The following is a 26,084-nucleotide window of genomic DNA, read 5'->3' as shown; positions in this document are numbered from 1 at the left end:
CTCAGGTAGTGCGCTTCGCGGTCGCCATGGCGCGGTCGACCTCCCAAAATGCCCGCAGCGCAGCGATTTTGCCCGTTTCGTCCACCTTGTAGGTGAACACACCCTCGGCATCGATCTGGTGCCCGCCCATTTTGGTGCGGATCAGGCCGGTGAAGGCGATCTCATTGCCGCAGGCGAAGGAGTCCCCGAAGTGGAATTCGATCGAATCGGTCTTCGCGATCGCCATATCCCAGAATGCCGCGATGGCCTCCTTGCCGCGATGGCCCTTGCCCTCCGGATCGAAACCTGAAGGGCCGACGGGATCTTCGACAATGCCGTCGGTCGCGAACAGGTCGACCCACGCCTGCTTATCCCGCGCTCGCACCGCGGCCTGCGATGCGAGTCCAGCGGCCCGTGCTGAATGTTCGGTGGTACTCATACTGCTGCCTTCGTGACGATGGGTTCCTCGATATTCTTCGCGGCGAAGCGGCGCAGTGACTCCTGCTTGGCCGCAAGTTCACCGTCGAAGCCGATGCCATCGGCCAGCCATGGGATCACGATCGCATCGGTCACCCCGGCATCGGCCAGATCCTGATATCCGGAGCGTCCGAACTTGTCGACGCACACCGCCTGGATCTCGAACGGTACCTGTTCGCGGCCGAATTCGGCGCGCAGCGCGCCGAGCTTGCCGATGGTGGTGCACAGTTCGGCATAGGTCATCATTGCCGAGGTCCAGCCGTCACCGACCTTGGCCGCCCGGCGCAGTGCGGGTTCGGTGTGGCCGCCGATATAGAACGGGACCGGCTGGCTCGGCGCCGGGCTGATCTGCAGCGGATCGAAATCGAAGAATTCCCCGTGGTATTCGACCATGCCACCGCCGAGCACCAACTTGATGACCTCGATCATCTCGTCGACCCGCGTGCCACGCTTGGCATATGGCACCCCGCACCATTCGAATTCCTCTGGTGCCCAACCGATTCCGACGCCGAATCCGAAGCGGTTGCCGGACAGGTTGGCCACCGAGCCGACCTGCCTGGCGAGCAGCAGCGGATTGCGGGAACCGAGCTTGAGCACGTTGGTGTAGAACTGAATCCGGCTGGTCACCGCCGCCATGGCGGTCGCACCGATGAGCGGGTCGACCCATGGTGTCTCCGGTCCCCAGAACCGGCTGCCGTCGGCGGTATAGGGATACTTCGCCGACGCCGACTCCATGTAGAACAGCGAGTCGGGGAGTGCGATCGATGAAAACCCGCACTCCTCAGCAGTTTTCGCCAGTTCGGGCAACTGCTCCAGCGGACTCAGCGCGATGCCGAGGGTGAACTTCAATGTTCCTTGGCTCATATCAGCGGTCCTAGTAGACAAAGTTTGTATCGACGTGGTCATCGAATCGGTATACGTCGACCGGGGGAGCGAAGCGCCCCCGGTCGACCTTCGGAGTCCGTGGGCTCGGAGAGAGCCGAGCGTCAGCGAGGCTGCTCCGAGCCGACAACCCACATGGCGAAGTACTGCGACCCACCGCCGTACGCGTGTCCGAGCGCCTTCTTGGCATTCGCGACCTGATAGTCCCCGGCCCGGCCCATGACCTGTTTGGCGGCCTCGGCGAACCGGATGAGTCCGGAGGCGCCGATCGGATTCGAGGACAGCACGCCGCCGGACGGGTTGACCGGCAGCGTGCCGCCGATCTCGGTCTCGCCCTTATCGGTGAGCTTCCAGCCGTCGCCCGGCGCGGCGAAGCCCAGGTTCTCCAGCCACATCGGCTCGAACCAGGAGAACGGCACGTAGATCTCGGCCACGTCGATCTCGTTGAGCGGGTCGGTGATTCCGGCGGCCTGCCACAGCGCGGCAGCCGCATCCTGTCCGGCCTGCGGACTGACCTGATCGCGTCCGGCGAAGGTGGTCGGCTCGGTGCGCATGGCGGTGCCGTGTACCCAGGCGACGGTCTTGCCGGTGGCCTCGATGGCCTTCGCGGCTTCCTCGTCACCGATCACCACGGCGCAGGCGCCGTCCGAGGACGGGCAGGTCTCGTCGAATCGGATCGGATCCCACAGCATCTGGGAGGAGAGCACCTGCTCCAGCGTGATATCGGGCTGGTGCAGGTGCGCTAGTGGATTCTTCGCGCCGTTGCGGCGATCCTTCACCGCGACCATCGCACCGATATGGCCCGGCGCGTTCGACCGGCGAATGTAGGAGCGCACATGCGGTGCGAAGTAGCCGCCCGCGCCCGCGCCCACCGGCATGGTGAAGGGCACCGGAACCGACAACGCCCACATGGCATTCGATTCCGACTGCTTCTCCCAGGCGATGGCGAGCACCCGCTTGTGCACCCCGGCCTGCACCAGATTGGCGGCGACGATACCGGTGGAGCCGCCGACGGATCCGGCGGTGTGCACGCGCAGCAGCGGCTTTCCGGTGGCGCCCAGTGCATCCGCCAGATACAGCTCGGGCATCATGACGCCCTCGAAGAAGTCCGGCGCCTTACCGACCACCACCGCGTCGATATCGGCGATGGTGAGCCCGGCGTCGTCGAGTGCACGATCAATGGCCTCGCGGCACATGCCCGCCATGGACACATCGGTTCGTTTCGTCACGTGATGGGTTTGTCCGGTGCCGAGCACCGCAGCGGGGAAACTCATCGGCTCGCCTCCGAATCCAGTACGGCTACCAAGTTCTGTTGCAAAGCCGGGCCACTGCTGGCATGGGCGAGCGCCCGATTCGCGGTGCCCGCCATGATCGCCTCGGCCGCGAAGCCGATGCGCTCCAGGCCCGCCGCGAACATCGGATTGGCGGCGAGTGCGCCGCCGGACGGATTCACCTTGGTCTCGGGCCGCAACCCGATCGCCTCGGTGAGGATCAGCTGCTGATGGCTGAACTGCGCATGCAGTTCGGCGATATCGAAGCCGCTGGTATCGCCGCCGGTAACCGACTGTGCCGCGGCCGAAGTCGACGGTGAGACGGTCAGATCGCGGGCGCCGAGGTTGGGTGTGTCCACCCGGTGCGCCATACCGGTGATCCAGGCCGGGCGCTCGCAGAGTTCCCGGGCCCGGTCGCCGACCGCGAGCACAATTGCGGCGGCGCCGTCGGTGATCGGCGCGATATCGTGCTCGCGCAGCGGATCGGCGACATAGGGTGTGGCGAGCAGGGTTTTGATATCGCCCGAGTCACCGGCGGCGACCGCGGCCATATCGCGCTCGGTCCAGCGACCCGCGTCCAGTCCGGCCCGTGCCTGCAGACCGGCAATCGACCAGGCGTCCGGCCAGAGCGGAGTGACCAGATAGGGATCGAGCTGCATGGTGAGCACTTGGCGCAGCGTGCCCGCGGAGGACTTGCCGAAGCCGTAAACCAGCGCGGTCTTCGCCTGTCCGGAGCGCAGTTTCACGAACGCCTCGTACAGCGCCCAGGCGGCGTCCATCTCGACATGCGATTCGTTGATCGGCGGTACCGCGCCGATGGCGTCCACCGCCGAGATGAACGAGAAGGCGCGGCCCGCGAGGTAGTCCGAGGAACCGGAGCACCAGAAGTCGATATCGGACTTGGTGATGCCGAGTCGGGTGTAGAGCTGCTGGAAGACGGGCACCAGCATCTCGACACCGTTGGTGGTGCCGAAGGTCTCCGGCACATGCGGTGCGTGGGCGAATCCCACGACCGCGATGTCGGTGGCGTTGTTCGTCAACGTGGCCTCTCAGAGGTGGTGCTTGTAGGTGTCGTAGTCGGCATCCGGCTCGCCGGTGGGGCGGAAGTGGTCCACATTGCTGAGTCCGAAGCCCCACTCCTCGCGCGGTTTCCACACCGCCTCCACCCGCATGCCCATGCGCACCTCGCTGGCCTCGCAGCCGAGCACCAGGTGCAGCACCGGGATATCGGCGCCGTCGAGCAGCACATAGGCCGCGACATACGGCGGCTTGATGCGCTGGCCGAGGAACGGCACATTCACGATGCAGAAGGTGGTCACAATGCCGCGGTCGGGCAGTTCGACGATCTCGTCGGTCGGCCTGCCGTCGGTCGGATTGGCGCCGCGCGGCGGGAAGTACACCTTGCCCGCGGCGTCGGTGCGCCCGCCGAGCAGTTTGCCCTCGGCCAGGCCGCGCAGGTAGACGGTCTCCTGCGGGGAGGCGCTGTGCATGTAGTTCAGGTCGACCGGTGTGACGAGCATCGTGACCGGCTCGCCGTCCGAACCGGATTGCGATGGTGCGGTGGAGGTTTCGCCCGGTTCGAAGCAGACGATGTCCTTGATGCTGCCGGTGGGCTCGGTCGCCCACCGGGCGACCACGCGCTGTCCGGTGTGGATGTCCTCGGGTCCGGCGACGTCGACGGCGTGCAGCATGGTGGTGTCCGCGCCGTCGAGTTGGATCAGCGCCCAGGCGAACGGGCGGTCGAACGGCTGGCCGGGCAGCGGATCGCGGACCCAGGTCCACGACCGGACGGTGCCGGTATCGGCCACGTCGACGAATTCGGTCAGCGCCGCCGAGGTGACCGGATCGTATTCCGGCGGCGGTACCAGCACCCGGCCGTCCGAGCCGCGCACGCCCACGATCTTGCGGCCGCGCAGCTCGGTCAGGAAGGTGCCGATGACCGGCCCGACCGACCGCGTGTAGTCGAATTGCACCCGAAGGGGTGCACTGAGTACATCGGGCGGTGTGTGCCCACCCGTCTCCCGGCCGCCACCCCTCATCGAGTCGCTGCGCGACGCAGTGTTCAATTCCGGCCCTCTCTCATCCGCGATTGTGCCGGATGCGGTATGCCCACCCGTCGCCCGACCACCACCCCCCACGGAGTCGCTCCGCGACGCTCTATTTTCTTCAGCCACGAAATCGAGTAGAACAGGTTCTTATTCTGGTGGCAAGAACTTGCTGGCCCTTTCGAGCGACCTGCAAGCAATCGCTAGCGAGAGAAAGAGGTCGCGCATGAAGTTCGGATTGCAACTCGGGTATTGGATGGCGCAGCCGCCGCAGAACGCGGGCGAGTTGGTGATCGCCGCCGAGGCGGCGGGTTTCGACGCGGTATTCGCCGCCGAATCCTGGGGATCGGATGCCTTCGGGCCGCTGATGTGGTGGGGATCGGCCACGCAGCGGGTGCGGCTGGGGACCTCGGTGGTGCAGATGTCGGCGCGTACCCCCGCCGCGACGGCCATGCACGCGCTGACGCTGGACCATCTCAGCGGCGGCCGGGCCATTCTCGGGCTCGGCGTCTCCGGGCCGCAGGTGGTCGAGGGCTGGTACGGACAGCCGTTCGCCAAGCCATTGCAGCGCACCAGGGAGTATGTCGGCATCATTCGCCGCATTCTGGAGCGGCAGGCGCCGGTCACCAATGATGGGCCGCAGTACCCGCTGCCCTACACCGGACCGGGATCGACCGGACTCGGTAAGCCGCTCAAGCCGATCGTGCATCCGCTACGTGCGGATATGCCGATCTGGCTGGGCGCGGAGGGCCCGAAGAATGTCGCGCTGACGGCCGAGATCGCCGACGGCTGGCTCGCGATCTACTACGCGCCGCGACTGGCCGGGATGTACAACGACTGGCTCGACGAGGGCTTCGCCAGGGCGGGCGCGCGGCGTTCGCGGGACGATTTCGAGATCGCCGCGAGCTGTCAGGTGGTGATCACCGACGATCCCAAGAGTGAACTCGAGCGGATGCGCTGGATCATGGCGCTCTACATCGGCGGCATGGGTGCGCCGGAGTTGAATTTCCACGCGCAGGTCTACCGGCGGATGGGCTACGAACGCGAGGTGGACGAGATCGGCAGGCTCTTCCAGTCCGGCAAGAAGGCCGAGGCGGCGGCGCTGGTGCCGGATGAGCTGATTCTGGATACCGCGATCATCGGCGACGAGGAGCATGTGCGTAAGCAACTCGAAGTCTGGGAAGCCGCCGGGGTCACCGAGATGCTGGTGTCTGTTCCAGACATCGAGCAATTGCATCGGCTCACACCCCTTGTACAGATGTAGAACACGTTCTAAATTCGTAGAGGTGACTGATTCACCCACCCCGTCGGCTCCGCCTCCTCACCGTCCCCCTGTGCAGGAGTCAGTAGAAATTCTCGGTCTGTGGAACATCGCGAACGCGGAACCCGATCGGATCGCCCTGGTGGATCCATCCGGCCGCGAGGTGACCTATCGCGAATTGGCCACGCTCGCAAACCGTTACGGCACCGGCCTGCGGGCACTCGGCCTACAGCCCGGTGACGTGCTGGTCAGCATGGTGCACAACTGCGTCGAGGCGGTCGCCGCCTACTTCGCGGCCTACCAGGCCGGGCTGTACATCGTCGCGGTCAACTGGCATCTGACCGGCCCCGAGGTGGCCTACATCCTCGCCGATAGCGAGGCCAAGGCCTTCATCGCGAGCGACCGGTTCGCCGCCACCGCGATCGCCGCGGCGGATGAGGCCGGGCTGCCGGCCACCGCGCGCTTCTCGGTCGGCGAGATCGAGGGTTTCAAGTCCGTGGCCTGGCTGGGTGCCGCCGATACCGGTCGGCCCGACAACCGGACCACGGGTGCGCCGATGCTCTACACCTCGGGAACCACGGGGCGGCCCAAGGGCGTTCGGCGTCCGCTCACCGGCACCGACCCGGATGTCGTTCCGGTGGCTTCGACCGCGTTCTTCGGTCTGTTCGAGCTGAAGCCCTATGACGATCACGTGCACATCTGCGGTTCGCCGCTGTATCACACGGCCGTGCTGAACTTCGCGACCATCTCTATTCAGTTGGGGCACAAGCTCGTTCTGATGGATCGCTGGGACGCCGAGGAGATGCTGCGGCTCATCGACAAGTATCGGGTGACCCACAGCCATATGGTGCCGACCCAGTTCCACCGGCTGCTCGCGCTGCCCGCGGAGGTGCGCGCGAAGTACGACGTGTCATCGCTGCGCAGCATGGTGCACGGCGCGGCCCCGTGCCCGGCCGAGACCAAGCGGCAGATGCTGGAGTGGTGGGGACCGACGGTCACCGAGTACTACGCGGCGACCGAGGGTGGCGGCACGGTCATCAACGGCACCGACTGGCTGAAGAAGCCGGGCTCGGTGGGCAAGGCCTGGCCGTGGTCGGTCATCAAGGTGCTCAGCGAGGAGGACGGCTCCGAGTTGCCCACCGGGGAGCCCGGTCTGGTCTATATGAAGATGGGTGCGTCCAGCTTCGAATACCACCACGCCAAGGAGAAGACCGAAGAGTCAAGGGTCGGTGACCTTTTCACCGTCGGCGATATCGGCCACCTCGACGAAGACGGCTACCTCTACCTGCACGACCGCCGCTCCGACCTGATCCTGTCCGGTGGTGTGAACATCTACCCGGCCGAGATCGAGAACGTCCTCACCACCCACCCGAAGGTAGAAGACGTCGCGGTCTTCGGCCTGCCGCACCCGGATTGGGGCCAAGAGGTCAAGGCCGTCGTCCAGCCGGTATCCGGTGTCGACGGCAACGACGACCTCACCGCCGAACTACTGGCCTACGCCGCAACCCAATTGGCGAAATACAAAATGCCCCGCTCCATCGACTACCTCGACGAACTCCCCCGCGACCCCAACGGCAAGCTCTACAAGCGTAAACTCCGCGACCGCTACATCCCGGCCTCATAGCGTCCCGCGAGCTCCGTCGAACGCAGTCAAACGGTGGTCGCCACGCCGTATTCGACGGCCATATGACTGCGTTCGGCGAGCACCTGGGCCCGTGCGGATCGATTGCTCGACCTGTCTATCTACCCGCTGGGCCAGCTAAGGCTCCGAGCCGGCTGTTGTTTCACCATTCCGCCGCGGACCGCCGGCGGCGAAAGCTCAGGCGGGTTCGCGTAACTCCGATGCCAGCCCGAACAACGGGAACAGCTTCTCGGTGTCGAGGAAGAAGTTGAGTCCGGCGATGCTGTCGCCGTCCAGTTCGAGGACCGTGATCGACCACGGAACCCATACGCCCGCTTCGCTTTCGTGCGGTTTGTAGTGGCCGAAGGCGGGGTGGCCGTTGGCGCCTCGCAGGCGGATCATGCGGGAATCGCGGCAGCCGCTGCCGGTGCCGAGCATGAAGGCGGCCACATTCTCGGGGCCCGAGATCCACAGTTCGATCGGTGGCATGGACAGTGCCACATCGGCTTTCAGCAGGGTGGTCAGGGTGTCCATATCGTAGGCCTCGAAGGCCTTGACGAAATCGTCGACGAGTTTGCGCTGATTATCATCGGATTCGTCGTAGGTGTCGGTGTCGGCGGGCTGCACCTTCGACATGGTCGCCCTGGCGCGCTGGAGTGCGCTGTTCACCGATGCGGGGGACATGGTCAGTGCCTCGGCGGTCTCGCTGGCCGAAAATCGCAGTACCTCCCGCATGATCAGGATGGCGCGCTGGGTGGCGGGCAGATGCTGACAGGCGGCGACGAATGCCAGCCGCAGCGTGTCCTTGGCGGAGGCGTGGTCGGCCGGATCCGAGCCGAAGGCAAGCGCATTGGGGATCGGCTCGATCCAGACGTAATCCGGCTGCGGCATGGGCAGCGGCGAATCCGGCCGCGACGGACCGGACAGATCCATCGGCCTGGCCCGGCGCTGTGGGCCGTCGAGCATATCGAGGCAGACATTGGTGGTGATCTTGTACAGCCAGGACCGTAGGCTGGCGCGCCCCTCGAACGAGTCATAGGACCTCCACGCGCGGGTGAAAGTCTCCTGGACCGCGTCCTCCGCTTCGAAGGAGGAGCCGAGCATGCGATAGGCGTAGGCGCACAGCTCCCGCCGATGTCCTTCGAAGGATGCGAGGACGTCCGGGGTGAGGCCGACGGTCGAGCCGGACGAGTCGTTCATGGGTGTCACCCTGCCACAGCCCACCGACACATTCGAGACCCGAAGGCCCTCTACCTGCGGAATCAAGATCACCAAGGCGGGAACGTCGGCTTGGGCCCGAGTCCGCAGGCGTCGCCGCGATGAGTTCGCCGCGGTCGTTCCGTCTGTACATATAAACCGCCGAAGACGACGTTAGGACCACCCATGCCCAGCAAGATGATCTTCATCAATCTCCCCGTCGCAGACCTGGGCCGGTCCAAGAATTTCTACGAGGCCATCGGCTGGAAGGTGAACCAGGACTTCACCGACGAGAACGCCGCCTGCATCGTCATCGACGACAATATCTGCGCCATGCTGCTCACCAGGGACTTCTTCACGACCTTCGCCACGCGCCCGATCGCCGATACCGGCGCGACGGTCGGCGGCGCGTTCGCGCTATCGCTGGCGAGTGCACGCGAGGTGGACATCCTCACCGAAGCCGCGCTGGCCGCCGGCGCCACCGAGGAGCTGCACGAGGATCGCCGCGCCGAGGAGGCCCAGGTCGGCATGTTCGGCCGCACCTTCATCGACCCCGACGGCCACCAGTGGGAGCCCTTCTGGATGGACTATCCCGGCAATTGATCCCGCCGCGGCCGGTCGAATGGTGGCCCGGGTGCCACCATTCGGATCGCCTCGGCGAGAACGTAATTCAGCTGCCGGTGAAGGTGGGCTTGCGCTTTTCGGCGAAGGCCTTGGGGCCCTCCTTGGCATCGGCGGTCCGGAATACCGCCATGCCGAGTTTGGCCTCGATCTGGAAGGCGTCCTCTTCCGGCATGGCCTCGGTCTCCCGAATGGTGCGCAGAATCGCCTGCACCGCAACGGGTCCGTTCGCCGCGATCTGCGCGGCGAGTTCCAGGGCCTTGTCCAATGCGGTGCCGTCCGGGACCACATGCCCGATCAGCCCGATCTCCTTGGCCTCGGCGGCGGTCACATGCCTGCCGGTCAGCAGAATGTCGGCGGCGACGGTGTAGGGAATCTGGCGGACCAGCCGAACGGCCGAGCCGCCGAGCGGGAACAGGCCCCAACGCGCCTCGGACACACCGAATTTCGCACTCTCCCCGGCCACTCGGATATCGGTGCCCTGCAGGATCTCGGTGCCACCGGCAATGGCCGGACCCTCCACCGCCGCGATCAGCGGTTTGGTGAGCCGGCGGCCCTTGAGCAGCGCCTCCAATTTGGTCGGATCAAAACTACCCGCGGTCGAGGCGTCGCCGGGGTGCCGAGCGGACATCGCCTTGAGGTCCATGCCGGCGCAGAACGCGCCGCCTGCGCCGGTCAGGATCGCGACGCGGATATCGGGATCATTGTCCACCTGGTCCCAGGCGTCGCGCATGATCGCCATCATCTCGGCCGACAGTGCGTTGCGGGCCTCGGGGCGATTCATGGTGACGATGAGGACGTGATCGCGCTTCTCGACGAGGCAATCTGGCATTACTCGATCTCCTGACACTCCAGGGGGATGGCAGGCCGGCGGAGCCGGCCGGGGTGGGCAAATTCAGCCTTGTCAGAAACAGTAACACGTTCTATTTTTAGCTTTGTGAGCTACAACATAGCGGACCTAGTCGAACACGCCATCGATCTGATGCCCGACCGCGTAGCGCTGGCCGACGACGGCCGCGAGGTGACTTACGCGCAGCTGGAGGAGCGGGCCAATAAACTCGCCAACTACCTGCTGCAACAGGGTGTACAACCGGGCGACAAGGTGGGCATCTATTCGCGGAACACGATCGAGGCCGTCGAGGCCATGGTTGCGGTCTTCAAGGCCCGCGCCGTGATGATCAACGTGAACTTCCGATATGTCGAGAACGAGTTGCAGTATATTTTCGACAATTCGGATATGGTCGCGCTGATCCACGAGCGCCGCTACAGCGACCGGGTGACCGGAGTTCTTCCGAAGACGCCCCTGTTGAAAACGGTCATCGTCGTGGACGACGATACGACCGGCACCATCCCTACCGCAGCGGATTCGGTGGAATACGAGGCGGCGTTGGCGCAGTCCTCGGGCGAGCGGAACTTCGGTGAGCGCTCCGCGGACGATATCTTCATGCTCTACACCGGCGGCACCACCGGCCTGCCCAAGGGTGTGATGTGGCGGCACGAGGATTGGTGGCGCGTACTCGGCGGCGGCATCAACTTCCTCACCGGCGAATACGTCGAGGACGAATGGCACCAGGCCAAAACCGGCGCGGGCAATCCGCAGATGGTCCGGTTCCCGATTCCGCCGATGATCCACGGTGGCTCACAGACGGCGACCTTCCACAGCCTGTTCGACGGCGGCAAGGCCGTGATGATCCCGGAGTTCACCGGGCACGGGGTGTGGCAGCACATCGACCGACACAAGATCAACCTCATCTTCATCACCGGTGACGCCATGGCCCGGCCGATGGTCGACGCCCTGCTCGAGGGCAATCCGGAAACCGGTGCGCCGTACGACCTTTCGAGTCTGTACCTGATGGCGAGCAGTGCCGCGCTGTTCTCGCCGACGCTCAAGGACAAGTTCCTGGAACTGCTGCCGAACCGGATGATCACCGATTCCATCGGTTCCTCCGAAACCGGTTTCGGCGGTCTGTCCGTTGTCGCCAAGGGCGCCAACCACACCGGTGGTCCGCGGGTGAAGATCGACGCCGCCACCCAGGTGCTCGACGACGACGGCAATCCGGTGGTGCCGGGCTCCGGGCAGGTCGGATTCATCGCGCGCAGCGGCCACATTCCGGTCGGCTACTACAAGGACGAGGCCAAGACCAAGGCAACGTTCAAGGAGTTCAACGGAATTCGCTACTCCATTCCGGGCGACTACGCCCGGGTCGAGGAGGACGGCACCGTCACCATGCTCGGCCGCGGTTCGGTCAGCATCAACAGCGGCGGCGAGAAGATCTACCCGGAGGAGGTCGAGGGCGCGCTCAAGATCCACCCGGAGGTCTTCGACGCACTGGTGGTCGGTGTGCCCGACGAGCGCTGGGGACAGCGGGTGGTCGCGGTCGTGCAGTGTCGCGGCGATAAGCGGCCCACCCTGGAGGAACTGCGCCCGGTGCTCACCCAGGAGATCGCGCCCTACAAGCTGCCGCGCAGCCTGTGGTTCGTGGACCAGATCAGGCGCAATCCGGCAGGTAAGCCGGATTACCGCTGGGCCAAGGCACAGACCGAGGAGCGCCCGGCCGACGAGCATGCCGAGGCGAGCGGCAAATAGGACGGCGGGTACGAGCTGAGACCGGCAGGGCTGCCGCGAAAACGCGGCAGCCCTGTGTTGTGCACGGTCGTGCGGGCGAGGCTCGTTGGGGTGGGCGCGGCGGCATCATTTGTGACGGAGCCGTTCGCGCTGGCATGGAATAGGAGAACGAATTGGCAATGCGCTATGGATTTTTCGAGGCCACCGCGAATGGCTTCGCGCCGTTGCCGTTCGCGGCCAGCGCCTGGTCGCCGAAGATGCTCAACGGTCCCGCCATCTGCGGTCTCATGGCCAGGGCGCTGGAGCGGCAGCACTGTTCGGAAGGGTTCACGCCGGCGCGGCTGACCGTCGACCTGTTCCGTCCGACGCTCAATAAGCCGGTGACCGTGGTGACCGAACTGGTCCGCGAGGGTCGCCGGATCCTGGTTGCCGATGCCGCGCTGATGCAGGACGGCGAGGATATGGCCAGGGCGACAGCGATATTTCTGAAGCGATCCCAGCAGCCGCCGGGCAGCCTGTGGACCCGCGCCCGCGATCCGGAGCCGCCCTCGGTACCGGTCGCGACTGGCCCGACCGCACCGCTGTGGGGCAGCGACGCACATGCCGATGGCTGGTCGTCGAGCATGGGCGAGCATCAGAACGACAGTCGAAAGCGCATGTGGCAGGTTCCGATGCGGGTAGTGGAGGGGGAGACCCCGTCCGGATTCGTCGGCGCCGTGGTGATCGGTGAGTCGACCAGCCTGATGACGAACTGGGGCAGTGCCGGGATCGGATTCATCAATACCGATATGACGCTGGCACTGGCGCGCACGCCCGTCGGACTGGAGATCGGCGTGGAGGCCGACAATCACATCAGCGCGGACGGAATCGCCGTCGGCAGTGCGACACTATTCGATCGATCCGGGTCCTTCGGCACCTGTGTGGTGACCGCGCTGTCGAATGCCGAGCGTCAGGTGGACTTCTCCGACGATTCGGTGCTCCGGGCCAGAGTTGGGATCTGACTTTCGGTCAGCACGGGGTCGCGATGCCGTTACGCGGCCGTTTGGTCCCCGATCAACCCGACGAACAGCTGCCGGATCGGCTCGGGCGGTGTGGTGCGGAATCGTTGGACGTGAATTTCGAACGGCTTGCCGGTCTTGCGATTTCGCAGCCGGATCGTCGGGTCGCGGCGGCCGATGTATACCCGGCCGGCGTTCCACAGGCGGTGGAAGTCGGGCTGTGTGCCCAGCTCGTGCAGTAGCAGCTGGACATCGGCTCGGTCGCCGGTGTGGCCCGCGTAGCCGCGAAAACGCCCGACCATCAGATCGGCCTCGCGTTCCCATTCCTCGATCACCAGCCGCGCCCGCGGATCGGTGAACATCCAGCGCAGCACGTTGCCATTGGGCCGCAGGCCGGGAAATGCCTCGTCGAAGGCCGCGTTGCAGTCGATGACGTGCCAGCCGTCATCCAGAGCGGCGGCCAGATGCGGTGTCAGGGCGTCGAGTGTCCTGCGGACCGGCGGGCCGGGCTGCTGCGGCCCGGACTCGGTGAACCGTTGCTGCGCAAGGTGATACAGATGTACTCGCGCATCCGGATCCAGGCCGAAAACCTGGGCCAGGGCATCGAGTACGGATGGGCTCGGATTGAACGCCCCGCCCTGTTCGATCTTGGCGAGGTAGCCGACGCTGGAGTGGATCGCCTCGGCCAGTTGCTGTCGACTCAGGCCGCCCGGATTCGCCGCGGTCGGTTGCAGCCGTCGCGCGCGCACGAATTCGGCAAGCGTCGGCACCCGTAGCTCATCCATAGGACCTCAATCTTTTTGTGCCGCACCGCTTTGCGCAACCTCGATCAGTGCCAGCGCGGCACGGCTGATCCGCGCGGCGGCATCGTCGAGATCCGGTTGACCGACATCGAGCCAGGCGATCACCGCGTCCAGGATGAAGGCGGGAATGACCTGCGCCGCCCAGTCCTGCCACGGTCCGTCCGCGATCGCGGTGGTGAGATACCGCTGGGCCAGCAGCGTCGAATAGCTGCGGACCAGATCGGTGACATCGCGGAATTCGGGCTCGCGAACCGCGTGCCGGAACAGCAGGCGAAAGGCCTCCGGATCCGCGGCGGCCGCGGCCAGCAAGGCGGAAATGCTAGTGCCGTCGATATTTTCGGTGCCGACCGCATCGCCGAGTCGGCTGTAGGCCCGTTCGAGCACGGCTCCGTACAGATCGGCCTTGGAGGCGAAGTGCCGGTACAGGATCACATGGGTAATGCCCGCTTCGGCGGCGATGTCATCGAGACCCGTTGCGCTGAAGCCATTTCGGGCCACGGCGCGGGTGGCGGCGGCCAGGATCTGCTCGCGTCGCTCGGCGCGCGGCATGCGTCGCGCGGGCGTCGGGTCCTTCGGCAAGACATCACCTCCTTGTTCAAGTGGAATGATACAAGTGATTATGTTTAAGTTGACTTGTACAAGCTAGCGTGAAGCTCGAGGAGTGAGCCATGACCGCAGATTCGCCGGAACTCGTCTGCCCCTTCACCGGCGGCGATGCCACGCCCACCTCGATCAGCCGGGTCCGCACCGCCACCGGCGACGAAGCCTGGAAGGTCACCGGCTATCGCAAGGTCAAGGAGTTGTTCACCGACGTGCGGCTCGGACGCTCCCATCCGACGCCGGAAACCGCGGCACGGTCATCGGAATCGGTGTTCTTCGGTCGGCCGTTCGGCAACTTCGAGACCGAGCCCGCCGATAACGCGCGCATGCGCGGACTGCTGAATCCGATGTTCTCGGCCAAGCGGATGCGCGAACTGACGCCGCGGGTCGCCGCATTCACCACCCAACTGCTCGACGATATGGCCGACCAGGGCTCGCCCGCCGACCTGCACAAGGCATTCGCCGAACCGCTGCCCCTGCTGGTCATCAGCGAACTGCTCGGTGTGCCCTACGAGGATCGCGCACAGTTCCGCGCCTGGAGCGAGGCGCTGTTCGACACCAGCGACGGCGCGAAATCGGGACAGGCCGGGGCCGAATGGTTCCTCTATTGCAAGTCGCTGGTCGAACGGCGCCGCCGCGAGCCGGGCGAGGGCGTGATCGCGAAGCTGTGCGAGGTGCCGGACCTGCCCGACGATGCCATCGCGACGCTGTCCATGGGGTTGCTCTTGGCCGGGCACGAGACCACGGTCGTCGAAATCGGCCTGTGCACCGTGCAATTGCTGCGGAATCCGGCGCAGTGGCGGAAGCTGGTCGAGCAGCCGGAGCTGATACCGGGCGCGATCGAAGAATTGCTGCGAGTACACGACTCCACCGCCTTCGCCCGCTATGCGCGCACCGATATGGAGATCGACGGCGTCACCATCCGGACCGGCGATCTGGTGCTGCTGGACGTCGATTCGGCCAACCACGATCCGGAGATCTTCAGCAACGCGCGCCAACTCGACGTGACCCGCGCGGAGGGACAGCATCTGGCGTTCGGCTATGGCCTGCACTATTGCACCGGCGCACCGCTGGCCCGCATCGAACTGCAGGTCGCCTTCGGTCAGCTCATCTCCCGCTTCCCGACCCTGCATCTGACCGTGGATCCCGACACCCTGCCGGTCCGGGAGAACGTGGTCACCAAGGGCCTGACCGCATTGCCCGTCGCATGGTGAACGCGGCACGGATCTGCACCGCGATCGCCTGCCTCCTCGTCGGCGTGGCGGCTCCGACTTCCGCTGTGGCCGAGCCGGTTTCGTGTGCACCGGCCGCCGCGACCATTGCCGCCGCCGCGGTCGTGCGGGATGAGGACTGGGCGGAGGGCCTGGCCTATGACGCGCGGGGCGACCTGTGGGTCTCGCGGGTACGGCGCAATGAGGTGGTGCGCTATGACCCGTCCGGCCGGGTGACCGCCACCGTGGCCGTCCCGTATCCCGGCGCGGTGAAACTCGGTCCGGGCCAACAGATCTACGTGACGTACGGCAACTTCCTCACCAATCTGGTGCCCGGTGCAACCGGCGGCGGAGTCGTCCGCATCGACCCCGAAGCCGCGATACCGGAGGCCGAGACCTTCGTCTCCGGACTCGGGATGGCCAATGGCGCGGCCTTCGATGCGGCGGGCAACCTGTTCGTCGCCGATACTTCGACCGGCGTCATCCGGATCCGGCCCGATGGCAGCCTCGATACCGAATGGTCCGACCGGGCAAAGCATTTCGGTGCCGACGGCATTCTGGTCGATGGCAATGCCCTCTACGTCACGCTGTATCTCAGCCCGAACGGGCGCATCCTGCGCATCCCGCTCGACGACCCGGCACATGCCACCGTCGTCGCGGAGCTGGCCGCCGGACCCGGCGCACCACCGCTGCCCGACGATCTGGCCATCGGCCCGGATGGTCTGCTCTATGACGCCACCACCTCCGGGCGACTGGTGCGCATCAATCCCGCAGACCACTCGACCTGCACCATCCTGACCGGCGAGCCGATGACCTCGCTCGTGGTAACGCCCGAGCGTGAGTTCCTGGTCGGCACCGCGAGCGGAAACCTGCTGCGGGTGCGTCCGTCCGACTGAAATCGACTGTCCTGCCCGAGAACTCAGACACAGTAAGGAGTGCGCCATGACCGTCGAATCAACGCATGGCTGCCCGGTCACCGGTTCGGTCGACACCATCCGCCGGACGCGGACCGCACTGGGCGACGAAGGCTGGCTGGCCACCAGTTATGCGCAGGTCCGGACGCTATTCGCCGATCCACGGCTCGGCCGCGCGCACCCCACCCCGGAAACCGCAGCGCGGGTGTCGGATTCGGTGTTCTTCGGCGGTCCGCTCGGCAATTTCGAGACCGAGCCCGCTGATCAGGCGCGGCTGCGCGAATTGGTGGTGCCGTTCTTCTCACCACGGCGGATGCGCGATCTCGGGCCGCGGGTGGACGAGCTGACCACGCGGTTGTTCGACGAGATGGCCGCACAGGGCTCACCCGCGGATCTGCACACCGCGGTGGCGCTGCCATTGCCGCTGCTGGTCATCTGCGAGCTGCTGGGTGTGCCCTACGCGGACCGCGATCAGTTCCGCGCCTGGACCGAAGCGCTCGGCGACCAGCAGGACGGCGCGAAGGTGCAGCAGGGTGTCGCCGGGTTGTTCGAGTACTTCATGGCATTGGTGCAGCGCAAACGCAGCGATCCCGCCGATGATGTGCTGTCGCATCTGTGCGCGCGGGACGATCTGTCCGATCAGGGCATCGCGACCCTCGGCCTCGGATTGTTGTTCGGCGGCCATGAGACCACGGTGGTGCAGATCGGGGTCGGCGCCAAACGGCTGCTGGAGAATCTGACGCAATGGCAGGCGCTGGTCGACGATCCCGGCCTGGTGCCGACCGCGATCGAGGAACTGTTGCGGGTGGCCGACGCCACCCAGATGCCCCGCTACGCGCGCACCGATATGGAGATCGACGGCAATGCGGTGCATGCGGGCGATCTGGTCCTACTGGATCTGACCGCGGCCAACCATGATCCGACGGTCTTCGCCGATCCCGACCACGTCGATGTGACCCGGAAGAACGGCTCCCATGTGACCTTCGGATACGGCGCGCGCCACTGCATCGGCGCACCGCTGGCCCGCATCGAACTGCAAACCGTATTCACTCAGTTGGTGACCCGCTTTCCGACCATGCGGCTGGCCGTCGATCCGGCCGCGGTACCGATGCGCACCAATTCCTTCACCGGCGGTGTCGAGGAGTTGCCCGTGAAGTGGTGAAAAACGTTGGCGTAACCGGATCTTGTTAGGCTGCTCCCTTTGGGGGATGCAGGCTGACAGGAGTACGGTTATGCCCTTCGTAACCTCCGCTGGCGCGAAAGTCCACTTCTTCGACAGCGAAGGGACGGGGCCAGCGGTGGTGCTGGGGCATGCCTTCCTCATGGATCACGAGATGTTCGCGAAGCAGGTTGCCGCGCTGGCACCGAAATACCGTGTCATCTCGATAGATGCGCGCGCGCACGGACTGACCGAGCACGACGACAGCGCCTTCAGCTTCTGGGATCTGGCCCGCGACGCCTGGGCGGTACTCGACCGGCTCGGCATCGACCGGGTGGTCGTCGGCGGCGCCGGGCAGGGGGGATTCACGGCGCTGCGCATGGCATTGCTGTGCCCGCCGCGGGTGGACGGGTTGGTCCTGCTCGGCTGCTCGGCGCGGGCGTACAGCGAGGTGCAGCGCATCGGCTACCGGCAGGTCACCGATGCCTGGACCGGGACCGCGCCCTTGGCGGCGATCGCGAAGATGGTCGCGGGGCTGGTCATCGGCAGCGATCGGGCCGATCATCAACCGTGGCTGGCGAAATGGCTGAGCGGTGATCGGGAACGCATCGCCGCGGCGGCCGACTGTCTGGTCAATGTGGATGACATCACCGATCTGCTCGGCGATATCGCCTGCCCGGCATTATTGGTACGCGGTGCCGCCGACCCCGCCTTCGACCATGACGTCATGGACGCATTGGCACAGGGACTCGGCGGCCGGTCGGAATTGCACACCGTCGAGGGTGCGGCGCATACGCCGAATCTGACCCACGCGCGCGAAATCGATGAGCTGATGCTGGAATTCCTCGGTCGACTCTGCCGGTAGTACTACTGGCCGGTGGTACCACTGGCCGTGGGGTGACCAACGCCTGGTCCGGCGAAACTCTTGCCCATAGCGCGGCGCGCTTGTTGTATTCGATATGGCGGCGCCGCCAATTCCGTTCCAGTAGAACGTGATTCACATAATCGCTCTGGGGGTGTCGCCGTCGTGCGGCCCCGGCGTGGGTAGGAAATGCAATGAGGGTTTCTTTTCTGTTCGGTGGCCAGGTCAGCCTGACGGCAGAGGTCATCGATGAGTTCTGCGTGCGGTGTCCGGCCATCGCGTTCGCCTATGACGAGGCCGCCGCGGCGACCGGACTATCGGTGGATCGCCTGCGTGCCAGGGAAATGGCCGAAGAGCTGGCCGGCGCACCGGAGGATCGGCACAGTCTCGGCGCACTGCGCCAGGCGGCATTCGCGCTCGGGCTGGCCGAGGAGCTGGCCGCACGCGGTTTCGAGCCCGAGGCGGCCGGTGGTTTGAGCCTCGGCGCGCTGATCAGCACCTGTGTGGCCGGAGCCGTATCGCGACATGAGCTGTTCGGCATGCTGCACCACCGGCGACTGGTACCGGAATCGCCGGAAGGCGTTACCGCACACGGGATGGGACTGATGTACGTGCCGATCGAGGACGATCCGGCGAATTATTACGGTGCGCGACGCCCCGGTGTGCACCTGGCGGTGGATACCGGTCCGATCGATGAGGTGCACCGATCGTTCGTGCTGTCCGGCTACCTCACCTCGCTGCAGGAGATATTGGCCGAGGTCGAGGCGTCGTCCGATACCCGGCAGATGTTCGTCCTCGATGCATACAAGGGTGCGTTCCATTCGCCGCTGCAACGGCATGCCGCGGATTTCATGCGCGGTTTCGTCGACGGCATGACCTTCCTCGATCCGAAATTCCCGGTCTGCTCGCCGGTACGTCAGCGCAGCCTGACCACCGCCGACGATGTCCGGGATTTCGTACTGCACAACAACTTACTGCCCGCTCGGTATGAGCCGTTGATCCAGGAGATGGATCGCATCGGCGTGCGCGGCGGCCTGATCCTCGGGCCGGGCCTGCCGCAACCCGCGGTTCGCCCCTTCCCGGTCGAATTGGTCGCCGAGCCAACCGATCTCGACCGGCTGCCGGAATTGGCCATACTGCTCGGCGAGCGGGATGTGCAGAGCGTATGAAGCGTTTCGAACAGCGCCGGGTGCTGGTGACGGGAGCGGGTTCCGGAATCGGCCGGGCGATCGTATTGCGGCTGCTCGCGGAGGGCGCGACGGTGGTCGGTATGAGCCGGACCGGCGATGGCCTCACCAAGACCGAGCAGCTCGCGCTCGATCAGGGCGATGGCGACCGGCTCACCGTTGCGGTGCTGGATATTTCGGATGAGGCGGCCGTCGCGCATACCGTGCCCGCCGCGATCGCCGGGATCGGCGGCCTGGACGTTCTGGTGAATGCCGCCGGGATCGTGCGCATGTCGCATACCCACGAGACCGGCACCGAGCTGTGGAATACCGTCCTTGGCACCAATCTGACCGGATCATTTCTGGTCACCAGGACCGCCCTGCCCGCACTGCTGGATTCCGGGCGCGGTGTGGTGGTCAATATCAGCTCGAATGCCGCATCCTATGCCGCGCCGTATCGGGCGGCGTATGCGGCGAGTAAGGGCGGGCTGGAGGCGCTCACGCGGGTGCTGGCATTGGAGTACAGCAAGCGGAATCTGCGTGCGGTCTGTGTCTCGCCCGGCGGTATCGAGACGGCGATGACCTACAGCCTGTTGGATGTGCCGCCGGATATCGACCCGGGGTTGCTGAGCAAGATGGCTCCGGCCATCGGCCCGCTGCTCGGTGCACCCGAGATGGTCGCGGGCGTGGTCGCCATGGTTGCCTCCGATGATGGTGAATTCATCACGGGCACAACGATTCACGTCGATGGCGGCGCGCACATCTAGCTGGGCGAGGAAGTCAGGTAACGCTGGAGGGTCGGTGCGATGTCCGCGATGATCTGGTCGCGGGTCAGGCCGACCACCGGCGGCAGCTCGAGCACGTAGCGGCACAGTGCGAGCCCGAGCATCTGGGTGACGATCAATCCCCCGCGGCGCTGCGCATCGGCTGGATCGCCGAAGCGCAGCACCGCGGGGAGCACCTGTTCGGTGAAGATCTGCCGAAAGCGTTCGCTCACGGTCTCATCGGTGATCGATGAGCGCAGCAGAATCACCAGCACCTTGTTATCGGGCTGGTCCTCCCAGATCGCCAGGAATCGGCGAACCAGCAACTCGCCGAGGCTGCTCGGCTCGGCCGACGCCAGATCCGGCAGCTCGAGGCGCACATCGACGGCCGCCGCGAACAGTCCGTCCTTGCTGCCGAAATAGCGCATCACCATCGATGGATCGATGGCGGCGTCGGCGGCGATGGCGCGGATGGTCGCCTTGCGGAACCCCTCGGCGGCGAAGCGGGCGCGGGCGGCTTCCAGAATGGCCGCGCGGGTCGCGTCCGAGCGGCGCGCAGGCGGTTGATCAGTGTCGATACTCATGCCAACAAGTGTAGGCCAACAACTGTTGACGTTCCTAGTCGATCGGGGCTACAGTTATGCCAACGAGCGTTGGCCTACAGATGTTGACTTAGGAGTTCCGATGAACACCACCCCGCTGCCGGAGACCACTTCCGTCGTCATCGTCGGGGCCGGTCCGGCCGGATTGACCACCGCGATCACCCTCGCCGACGCCGGAATCGATTTCGTCCTGCTGGACCGGCTCACCGAGGGCGCCAACACCTCCCGCGCCGCCGTCGTGCACGCCAGAACGCTGGAGGTGCTCGACGGACTCGGCATTGCCGGTGAACTCATCTCTCGCGGCATCGTGGTGCCGACCTTCACGGTGCGCGACGGCGGCCGCACCCTGGCCACCGTGCGGTTCGACGGACTGCCCACCGAGTACCCGTACACGCTGATGGCTCCGCAGGACACCACCGAGGCGGTCTTGCTCGAGCGGCTGCACAAGGCGGGCGGCGAGGTGTACCGGCCCTACGAGATCACTCGCGTCGCCGACGAAAACGGCGGCGTCACAGTCGAATACACCGATGGCACCGGCGCACGCGGCCGCATTCGCGCGGACTATGTGGTCGGTGCGGACGGTATGCACAGCATCGTCCGTGAGCAGGCGGGCATCGGCTTCACCGGTGCGACCTATCCGGAATCCTTCGTACTCGCCGACGTCCGGATGGACTGGCCGATCGCGCGCAACGAAGTGACGCTGCACCTTTCACCCGAGGGCGTAACGGTGGTTGCGCCACTGCCCGACGACACCGAGCCCAACCGCTACCGGGTCGTCGCCACCGTCGCCGAGGCCCCCGAACACCCGACCCTCGAGGACATCCGAGCCATCCTGGACACTCGCGGCCCCGGCGGCGCCGTGCAGGTCCGCGAGGTGCAGTGGAGCTCGCGCTTCCGGGTGCACCACCGGGTGGCCGACCACTACCGCGCGGGCCGGGTGCTGCTCGCAGGCGACGCCGCCCACGTGCACAGCCCCGCAGGCGGACAGGGCATGAACACCGGCATCCAGGACGCCGCCTTCCTCGGCCCCTTGCTCGCCCGAGTCATCAACGGCGAGCCCGACACCGTACTGGACACCTACGAAACCACCCGCCGCCCAGTAGCTCTCGGCGTCGTCGCCTTCACCGACCGCATGACCAAGATGGCCACCCTGCGCCCACTGCCCGCCCGCCTGGCCCGCAACACCGCGATATCCATCCTGACCAGCATCCCCAGCGTCCGCACCAAGCTCGCCTACCAACTGGCCGAACTCGCCAACCGCTGAAGCCACCACGAACGCCTCCGCCCGCCAGCGGAGGCGTTCGTCATTCCCAGTCCACGGTTGGGTCTGCAGTGTCGATCGGGGGATTTCCAGTCGCCTCGACGCCTCAGGAGGCACACCGGTGACTATAGGGGCTCAACGACTCTCGAATCTCAGCCTTGACACGGTGGCCCACGATCTCGACGCAACGATCTACTGAACAGATTCCCCGCATGTGCGGGGGGTGCACGTAATCAATGGAACCGATCTTCGCGCAGTTGCGTCCAACTACTCAGGCGTGTGGTTTCCGCCGGTCCCGTCCCGGGACCGGGCCGAGCCATATCGGTATGAAGGAGCGTGGGCATGGCCAGTGTTCTAACCGTGGACATCGAAGTGCTGGCCAAGGCTGTCCAGTCGCTGAACAGCGCCGAACAGGTGCTGAACGAGGCGATGACGGCGATGTCCAAAGACAGCCACAAAGATATCGGTACCAAGGAACTCAACAACGCCGCCGACAGTTTTCAAACCCGATGGAAGTACGGCATCGAGCGCATCGGTGAGTCGGCCAGGGTGACCGCGGAGGGGGTCTCGCAGTGCCTCGCGGCCTACCAGGCGACGGACGACGCCTTCACGAAGGCGCTCGAGGCGGCCAAAGCCGTCGTTGACGCCGAGGAGAAGGCGTGACCGAGAACCCGTATCCCAACCTGGGCTTCAACCCGTGTCCCGGCGCGGTGAGCGACGTGGCCGGTTTGCAAGGGCAGATCAGCAAATCGTACGAGGCGGTCAAAGAGACCGATCAGCTGTTGAGCCGTTTGCGCAACAGCAACGACGATGCGTGGAAGGGCGACGCTGGCAATGCATTCCGGGCCAGCTTCGACGCCACGCTGGCGCAGGATCTCGGCTATGCGCAGAGCTCACTCGAAAGAGCGGTCGCGCTGATCCAAGAGTGGCACACGAACCTCGTCAGCTTCCAAGAGACCGCCAAGGGACTAGAGACCGAGGCGGCGGAAGCCAAGGGACAGCACACACAGGCTGTCGCGACTTTGAACCAGGCTAATTCCAATCCAGACCTGTTACTGGCGAACCAGCGTTTCTCGGACGCGGAGAGCTTGCAGGCAGCACAAACCCGCCTCAATGCTGCGGTCGCCCAGGTAAATTCCGCCAGTGCATCCGTTGATGATCGGCAAGCGAAGATCGAAGCGATCATCAAACGCGCACGCGAGCTCGAAACCACTCACGACACCCTCGCCCGTCGAATCGCCAGCGAATTGGATGCCGCCGCAAAGGATTTCGCTCCGAGTCCGCCCGACAAGAGCATCTGGGATCGGATCACCGACGCTGTCAAGAGCCTGGGCGAATGGATCGATGAGCACCGTGCGGGGATTCATCAAGCGCTGTCGATTGTCGCTGCGGTCGGCAGCGTTATCGCCGTGTGCACACCCCCGCCGATCGATGCGATAGGTTTCGCGGTCGCCGCAGCCGCGACGGTTGGTCTCGTAGGGCTTGATTTGTCTGATCCAGAAATACGACGCGGCCTCGCGAACGGCGAACTCAGCGCGTGGAAGACGGTTGGCCTGGACTCGTTGGGAATTGCTCCTGTCGGCGGCGCTGGTATTTCTGCGGCCAAGGTCGGATTGAATCTCCTCAAGGGTGGTGAGGCTGTTGCGGTCGGGGCACGTGCCGCGCAGACAGTTAGCACAGCCGAACGATTCGGCACTGCGGCACTCAACGCTGTGACGCACGAACCGCTGCTATCGTCCAAGATCGTTTCCGCACTCGGCGGTGCGAAAGTTGCTGAGGCGTTGAAGCTCGATGGCGCAGCGACCAAGGTACTGCAATTGACCGGAGTTGCCGGGCCGCACGCGTCCGTCTCCGCAGTTGAGGCGGTAGATGTGTTTGCCCGATCGGGTAAAGCGGTGAAGGCGATGGTCACCCCGCTGGTCGGAGGCGACGACTGAGATGTCGACAACCGCGGAATCCGCAAATATCTCCATCACTGTCGACGTACCGCAGGGGTACGTCGATCTGCCGCTCGACACAATTGATGATTCGATCGCACAAACGGAATCGTTGTTCGCGTCACTCGGACCCGGTGCAGTGAGTTCAGCTGCACCCGCAGTCCTCCAGGCATTGCGGGTCCTGCTTACCCGACTGGCGCAGCTCAACACCGTCTACTGTGGCCTCGGGAGACATATGTCGGCGGATGGTCAGCAGATCTCGTCGACGTTGACTATCACGGTAAGCGAGTATGGCGAGCGAAGAAATCCGCGGTTGACGCTGGGAGACGTACTTACCGGGCGGCTCGACGCTGGTGAGAAATACGAAAACGCAGAATTCTTGGAGATCTCGGGGCGATCGGTGCTGTTCCTCGACAGGGTGCGGTCCGTGCCGACCCCCGACCTGCCCGGGTACGACGCGTCCGAGCTCGAGCAGTCGGTCTATCAAATCGAGGCGGTCGTTTCTTCACCGGACGGATCCGCGATCGCTGTCATCGAATTGTCCACACCATTCGTAGATTACGGGGATGAATACCTTCTGCCGATTGTCGCGATGGCTGTATCGATAGAATTCACGATAACCCCGATACAGTCTGCGATGTTCTCGCTGGATCTATGAGGCGTGGTCATGTCCCACAACAAAGTTACCAGGGTGCCTCCGGCAATATCCTGCCCTGAAACCAAAGCGGCGGCACGGAAGGGGGCGGTCGGCCGTTGGTCGTTGATGCTGATCGGCTTGGTGTGCCTGCCGTTGACTGTGGTACTGATCGACGTTGGAGACCGTATCGAGTCAGCGACGCTATCAAGGCTTGTCGATTTCGTCAGGAATCTGGCGGCTGGCGGCATGACGGTGGGCCTCATCTTGGGCGGCGTCTTGTTCTGGATCAATCGGAGAAGACGCCGAGCGATCAGGCGGTACCCCTGGGTTGTCTGGCGAATAAACTACATCGCTACCGGCCGTTACGAATGGGTGGAACTGCTCGACCGGAACGGTCAAGTGGTTTCCGGTCTGATTTTGAGCACGTGGGCCAAAGATATCGGAAAGCTCGTAAATCACAACACATCAGAGATTTGGTTTGCCGGAGACCCGGCGAAGTATGGAGTAATTTCCCGACCGGGTGGCAGCGACCTCCGATACGCGTACGTCTCCAAACTGCGACCGCCACCGCGGTGGACTTTCCGGACGGACGAACCGAGGGGCGGCATCGGCGGAGGTGCACCGTTGTCAGGCGCTCCGGAGTACGAATTGGCACGAGAACGCGGTCAGTTGCTGATGAAGCCCGTTGGAGAGCTCGGCGCAGCCCCGGCGCGGCATGGTGCCAAGGGGGATAGCAGGTATCCGTCATCCCGTATGCTCCGGCGGGTCTTGGCATTCGCCTTCGACTGGGTCCTACACCTCGGCATCGGGCTCGGCGCGGCAATCGCTATCAGCCCCGAGTTCTCGTTCGAGGCCGCCACACGGTTTGATTGGAAGCATCTCGGCGTGAGCCCGATCATCGCGCTCGGGTTCTGGCTTTTGACCTCTGCGGTCGACCGAGTCTTTGTGCAAGCGATCTTCCATACGACGGTGGGCAAGGCGCTGTTCGGATTGGTCATCATTCGCCCCGGCGACGGCACCTACCCTCCGTTCGGAAGATTGCTGGCCGTGTGGTTGGTCAATGTGTATCTGGCAGTGGCAATTCCGATCGATGGACCGGGACCGGAGAGAATCGAAGACTACTTCCTGCCAGCTGTACGACGACGAGACCGACAGCCTAAATCTTTTAATGATACGACTGGAAACGGTAAAGGAGATTTGAATGGTATTATTGAAAAATTAGATTACATAAAGTATTTAGGCGTGGACTA

At 65.0% G+C, this 26,084-nt stretch carries 26 protein-coding genes; 16 read left to right on the top strand and 10 right to left on the bottom strand.

What is annotated here, in order from left to right:
* Position 1: 1 nt before the first annotated feature.
* The 5 genes from ABZW16_RS10545 to ABZW16_RS10525 form a co-directional block, all read right to left on the bottom strand.
* Positions 2 to 418: a nuclear transport factor 2 family protein gene (locus ABZW16_RS10545; RefSeq protein WP_354954411.1), complete on the bottom strand. Its 417-nt coding sequence runs from the start codon at positions 416 to 418 to the stop codon at positions 2 to 4.
* Positions 415 to 1,305 (bottom strand): TIGR03619 family F420-dependent LLM class oxidoreductase, encoded by an 891-nt coding sequence (locus ABZW16_RS10540; protein ID WP_354954496.1) that lies wholly within the window; start codon positions 1,303 to 1,305, stop codon positions 415 to 417. Before ABZW16_RS10540 ends, ABZW16_RS10545 begins: the two co-directional genes overlap by 4 nt.
* 137 nt (positions 1,306 to 1,442) lie before the next feature.
* Positions 1,443 to 2,612 carry a thiolase domain-containing protein gene (locus ABZW16_RS10535; protein ID WP_354954409.1) on the bottom strand — a complete coding sequence of 390 codons (1,170 nt, stop codon included), beginning with the start codon at positions 2,610 to 2,612 and terminating at the stop codon, positions 1,443 to 1,445.
* Positions 2,609 to 3,649 (bottom strand): thiolase domain-containing protein, encoded by a 1,041-nt coding sequence (locus ABZW16_RS10530; protein WP_354954407.1) that lies wholly within the window; start codon positions 3,647 to 3,649, stop codon positions 2,609 to 2,611. Before ABZW16_RS10530 ends, ABZW16_RS10535 begins: the two co-directional genes overlap by 4 nt.
* A gap of 9 nt (positions 3,650 to 3,658) precedes the next feature.
* Positions 3,659 to 4,648 (bottom strand): OB-fold domain-containing protein, encoded by a 990-nt coding sequence (locus ABZW16_RS10525; RefSeq protein WP_354954494.1) that lies wholly within the window; start codon positions 4,646 to 4,648, stop codon positions 3,659 to 3,661.
* A gap of 232 nt (positions 4,649 to 4,880) precedes the next feature.
* Between ABZW16_RS10525 and ABZW16_RS10520 the strand changes: the two genes are divergently transcribed.
* Both ABZW16_RS10520 and ABZW16_RS10515 read left to right on the top strand, forming a co-directional pair.
* Positions 4,881 to 5,918 carry an LLM class F420-dependent oxidoreductase gene (locus tag ABZW16_RS10520; RefSeq protein ID WP_354954406.1) on the top strand — a complete coding sequence of 346 codons (1,038 nt, stop codon included), beginning with the start codon at positions 4,881 to 4,883 and terminating at the stop codon, positions 5,916 to 5,918.
* A 70-nt stretch (positions 5,919 to 5,988) separates the two neighbouring features.
* Entirely contained in the window at positions 5,989 to 7,539 is a 1,551-nt protein-coding gene (locus ABZW16_RS10515) for an acyl-CoA synthetase (RefSeq protein WP_354954404.1), read from the top strand.
* A 195-nt stretch (positions 7,540 to 7,734) separates the two neighbouring features.
* Here ABZW16_RS10515 and ABZW16_RS10510 read toward each other — a convergent pair whose 3' ends face one another.
* Complete coding sequence (locus ABZW16_RS10510; protein ID WP_354954402.1) at positions 7,735 to 8,736, bottom strand: sigma-70 family RNA polymerase sigma factor; 1,002 nt, start codon at positions 8,734 to 8,736, stop codon at positions 7,735 to 7,737.
* 183 nt (positions 8,737 to 8,919) lie between these two features.
* Between ABZW16_RS10510 and ABZW16_RS10505 the strand changes: the two genes are divergently transcribed.
* Positions 8,920 to 9,336, top strand: a complete 417-nt coding sequence (locus ABZW16_RS10505; RefSeq protein WP_354954400.1) for a VOC family protein — start codon at positions 8,920 to 8,922, stop codon at positions 9,334 to 9,336.
* 67 nt (positions 9,337 to 9,403) lie between these two features.
* Here the strand turns inward: ABZW16_RS10505 and ABZW16_RS10500 are convergent, their stop codons facing one another.
* Positions 9,404 to 10,186, bottom strand: coding sequence for a crotonase/enoyl-CoA hydratase family protein (locus ABZW16_RS10500; protein WP_354954398.1), 783 nt, complete (start codon positions 10,184 to 10,186; stop codon positions 9,404 to 9,406).
* A gap of 105 nt (positions 10,187 to 10,291) precedes the next feature.
* On the opposite strand from ABZW16_RS10500, the gene ABZW16_RS10495 reads away from it, so the two are divergent.
* Together ABZW16_RS10495 and ABZW16_RS10490 are read left to right on the top strand one after the other, a co-directional pair.
* Positions 10,292 to 11,941 (top strand): acyl-CoA synthetase, encoded by a 1,650-nt coding sequence (locus ABZW16_RS10495; protein ID WP_354954396.1) that lies wholly within the window; start codon positions 10,292 to 10,294, stop codon positions 11,939 to 11,941.
* A gap of 158 nt (positions 11,942 to 12,099) precedes the next feature.
* Entirely contained in the window at positions 12,100 to 12,921 is an 822-nt protein-coding gene (locus tag ABZW16_RS10490) for a thioesterase family protein (protein ID WP_354954492.1), read from the top strand.
* A 29-nt stretch (positions 12,922 to 12,950) separates the two neighbouring features.
* Here ABZW16_RS10490 and ABZW16_RS10485 read toward each other — a convergent pair whose 3' ends face one another.
* On the bottom strand, positions 12,951 to 13,703 hold the full coding sequence (locus ABZW16_RS10485; protein WP_354954394.1) for a helix-turn-helix transcriptional regulator: 753 nt from the start codon (positions 13,701 to 13,703) through the stop codon (positions 12,951 to 12,953).
* Positions 13,704 to 13,709: 6 nt separating this feature from the next.
* Positions 13,710 to 14,300, bottom strand: a complete 591-nt coding sequence (locus tag ABZW16_RS10480) for a TetR/AcrR family transcriptional regulator (protein ID WP_354954392.1) — start codon at positions 14,298 to 14,300, stop codon at positions 13,710 to 13,712.
* Positions 14,301 to 14,389: 89 nt separating this feature from the next.
* Here ABZW16_RS10480 and ABZW16_RS10475 point away from each other — a divergent pair, with 89 nt between their 5' ends.
* The 6 genes from ABZW16_RS10475 to ABZW16_RS10450 all read left to right on the top strand — a co-directional run bounded on the left by ABZW16_RS10475 (position 14,390) and on the right by ABZW16_RS10450 (position 20,400).
* On the top strand, positions 14,390 to 15,535 hold the full coding sequence (locus ABZW16_RS10475) for a cytochrome P450 (RefSeq protein ID WP_354954390.1): 1,146 nt from the start codon (positions 14,390 to 14,392) through the stop codon (positions 15,533 to 15,535).
* Entirely contained in the window at positions 15,529 to 16,428 is a 900-nt protein-coding gene (locus tag ABZW16_RS10470; RefSeq protein WP_354954388.1) for an SMP-30/gluconolactonase/LRE family protein, read from the top strand. Before ABZW16_RS10475 ends, ABZW16_RS10470 begins: the two co-directional genes overlap by 7 nt.
* Before the next feature lie 46 nt (positions 16,429 to 16,474).
* Complete coding sequence (locus tag ABZW16_RS10465) at positions 16,475 to 17,608, top strand: cytochrome P450 (RefSeq protein WP_354954386.1); 1,134 nt, start codon at positions 16,475 to 16,477, stop codon at positions 17,606 to 17,608.
* Between the two features lie 70 nt (positions 17,609 to 17,678).
* Positions 17,679 to 18,470, top strand: coding sequence for an alpha/beta hydrolase (locus tag ABZW16_RS10460; RefSeq protein WP_354954384.1), 792 nt, complete (start codon positions 17,679 to 17,681; stop codon positions 18,468 to 18,470).
* A gap of 191 nt (positions 18,471 to 18,661) precedes the next feature.
* Positions 18,662 to 19,636: a hypothetical protein gene (locus ABZW16_RS10455; protein WP_354954382.1), complete on the top strand. Its 975-nt coding sequence runs from the start codon at positions 18,662 to 18,664 to the stop codon at positions 19,634 to 19,636.
* The gene (locus ABZW16_RS10450) at positions 19,633 to 20,400 is read left to right on the top strand and encodes an SDR family oxidoreductase (protein WP_354954380.1); all 768 of its coding nucleotides are present in this window, start codon (positions 19,633 to 19,635) and stop codon (positions 20,398 to 20,400) included. Before ABZW16_RS10455 ends, ABZW16_RS10450 begins: the two co-directional genes overlap by 4 nt.
* Here ABZW16_RS10450 and ABZW16_RS10445 read toward each other — a convergent pair.
* Complete coding sequence (locus ABZW16_RS10445; RefSeq protein ID WP_354954378.1) at positions 20,397 to 20,981, bottom strand: TetR family transcriptional regulator; 585 nt, start codon at positions 20,979 to 20,981, stop codon at positions 20,397 to 20,399. The genes ABZW16_RS10450 and ABZW16_RS10445 overlap by 4 nt on opposite strands.
* A gap of 100 nt (positions 20,982 to 21,081) precedes the next feature.
* Here ABZW16_RS10445 and ABZW16_RS10440 point away from each other — a divergent pair, with 100 nt between their 5' ends.
* The 5 genes from ABZW16_RS10440 to ABZW16_RS10420 all read left to right on the top strand — a co-directional run.
* On the top strand, positions 21,082 to 22,263 hold the full coding sequence (locus ABZW16_RS10440; RefSeq protein ID WP_354954376.1) for an FAD-dependent monooxygenase: 1,182 nt from the start codon (positions 21,082 to 21,084) through the stop codon (positions 22,261 to 22,263).
* 357 nt (positions 22,264 to 22,620) lie between these two features.
* Positions 22,621 to 22,923 carry a hypothetical protein gene (locus tag ABZW16_RS10435; protein WP_354954374.1) on the top strand — a complete coding sequence of 101 codons (303 nt, stop codon included), beginning with the start codon at positions 22,621 to 22,623 and terminating at the stop codon, positions 22,921 to 22,923.
* Positions 22,920 to 24,197, top strand: a complete 1,278-nt coding sequence (locus tag ABZW16_RS10430) for a hypothetical protein (protein WP_354954372.1) — start codon at positions 22,920 to 22,922, stop codon at positions 24,195 to 24,197. Before ABZW16_RS10435 ends, ABZW16_RS10430 begins: the two co-directional genes overlap by 4 nt.
* 1 nt (position 24,198) lies before the next feature.
* Entirely contained in the window at positions 24,199 to 24,855 is a 657-nt protein-coding gene (locus ABZW16_RS10425) for a hypothetical protein (protein ID WP_354954370.1), read from the top strand.
* A gap of 9 nt (positions 24,856 to 24,864) precedes the next feature.
* Positions 24,865 to 26,084: RDD family protein (locus ABZW16_RS10420; RefSeq protein ID WP_354954368.1), on the top strand; the 1,220-nt coding region annotated here is incomplete at its 3' end.

It is taken from the genome of Nocardia sp. NPDC004604 (assembly GCF_040609795.1).
Classification (GTDB): domain Bacteria; phylum Actinomycetota; class Actinomycetes; order Mycobacteriales; family Mycobacteriaceae; genus Nocardia.
Note: the sequence above shows the minus strand (reverse complement) of the source record. Positions and strands in the feature narration are given on the sequence as shown.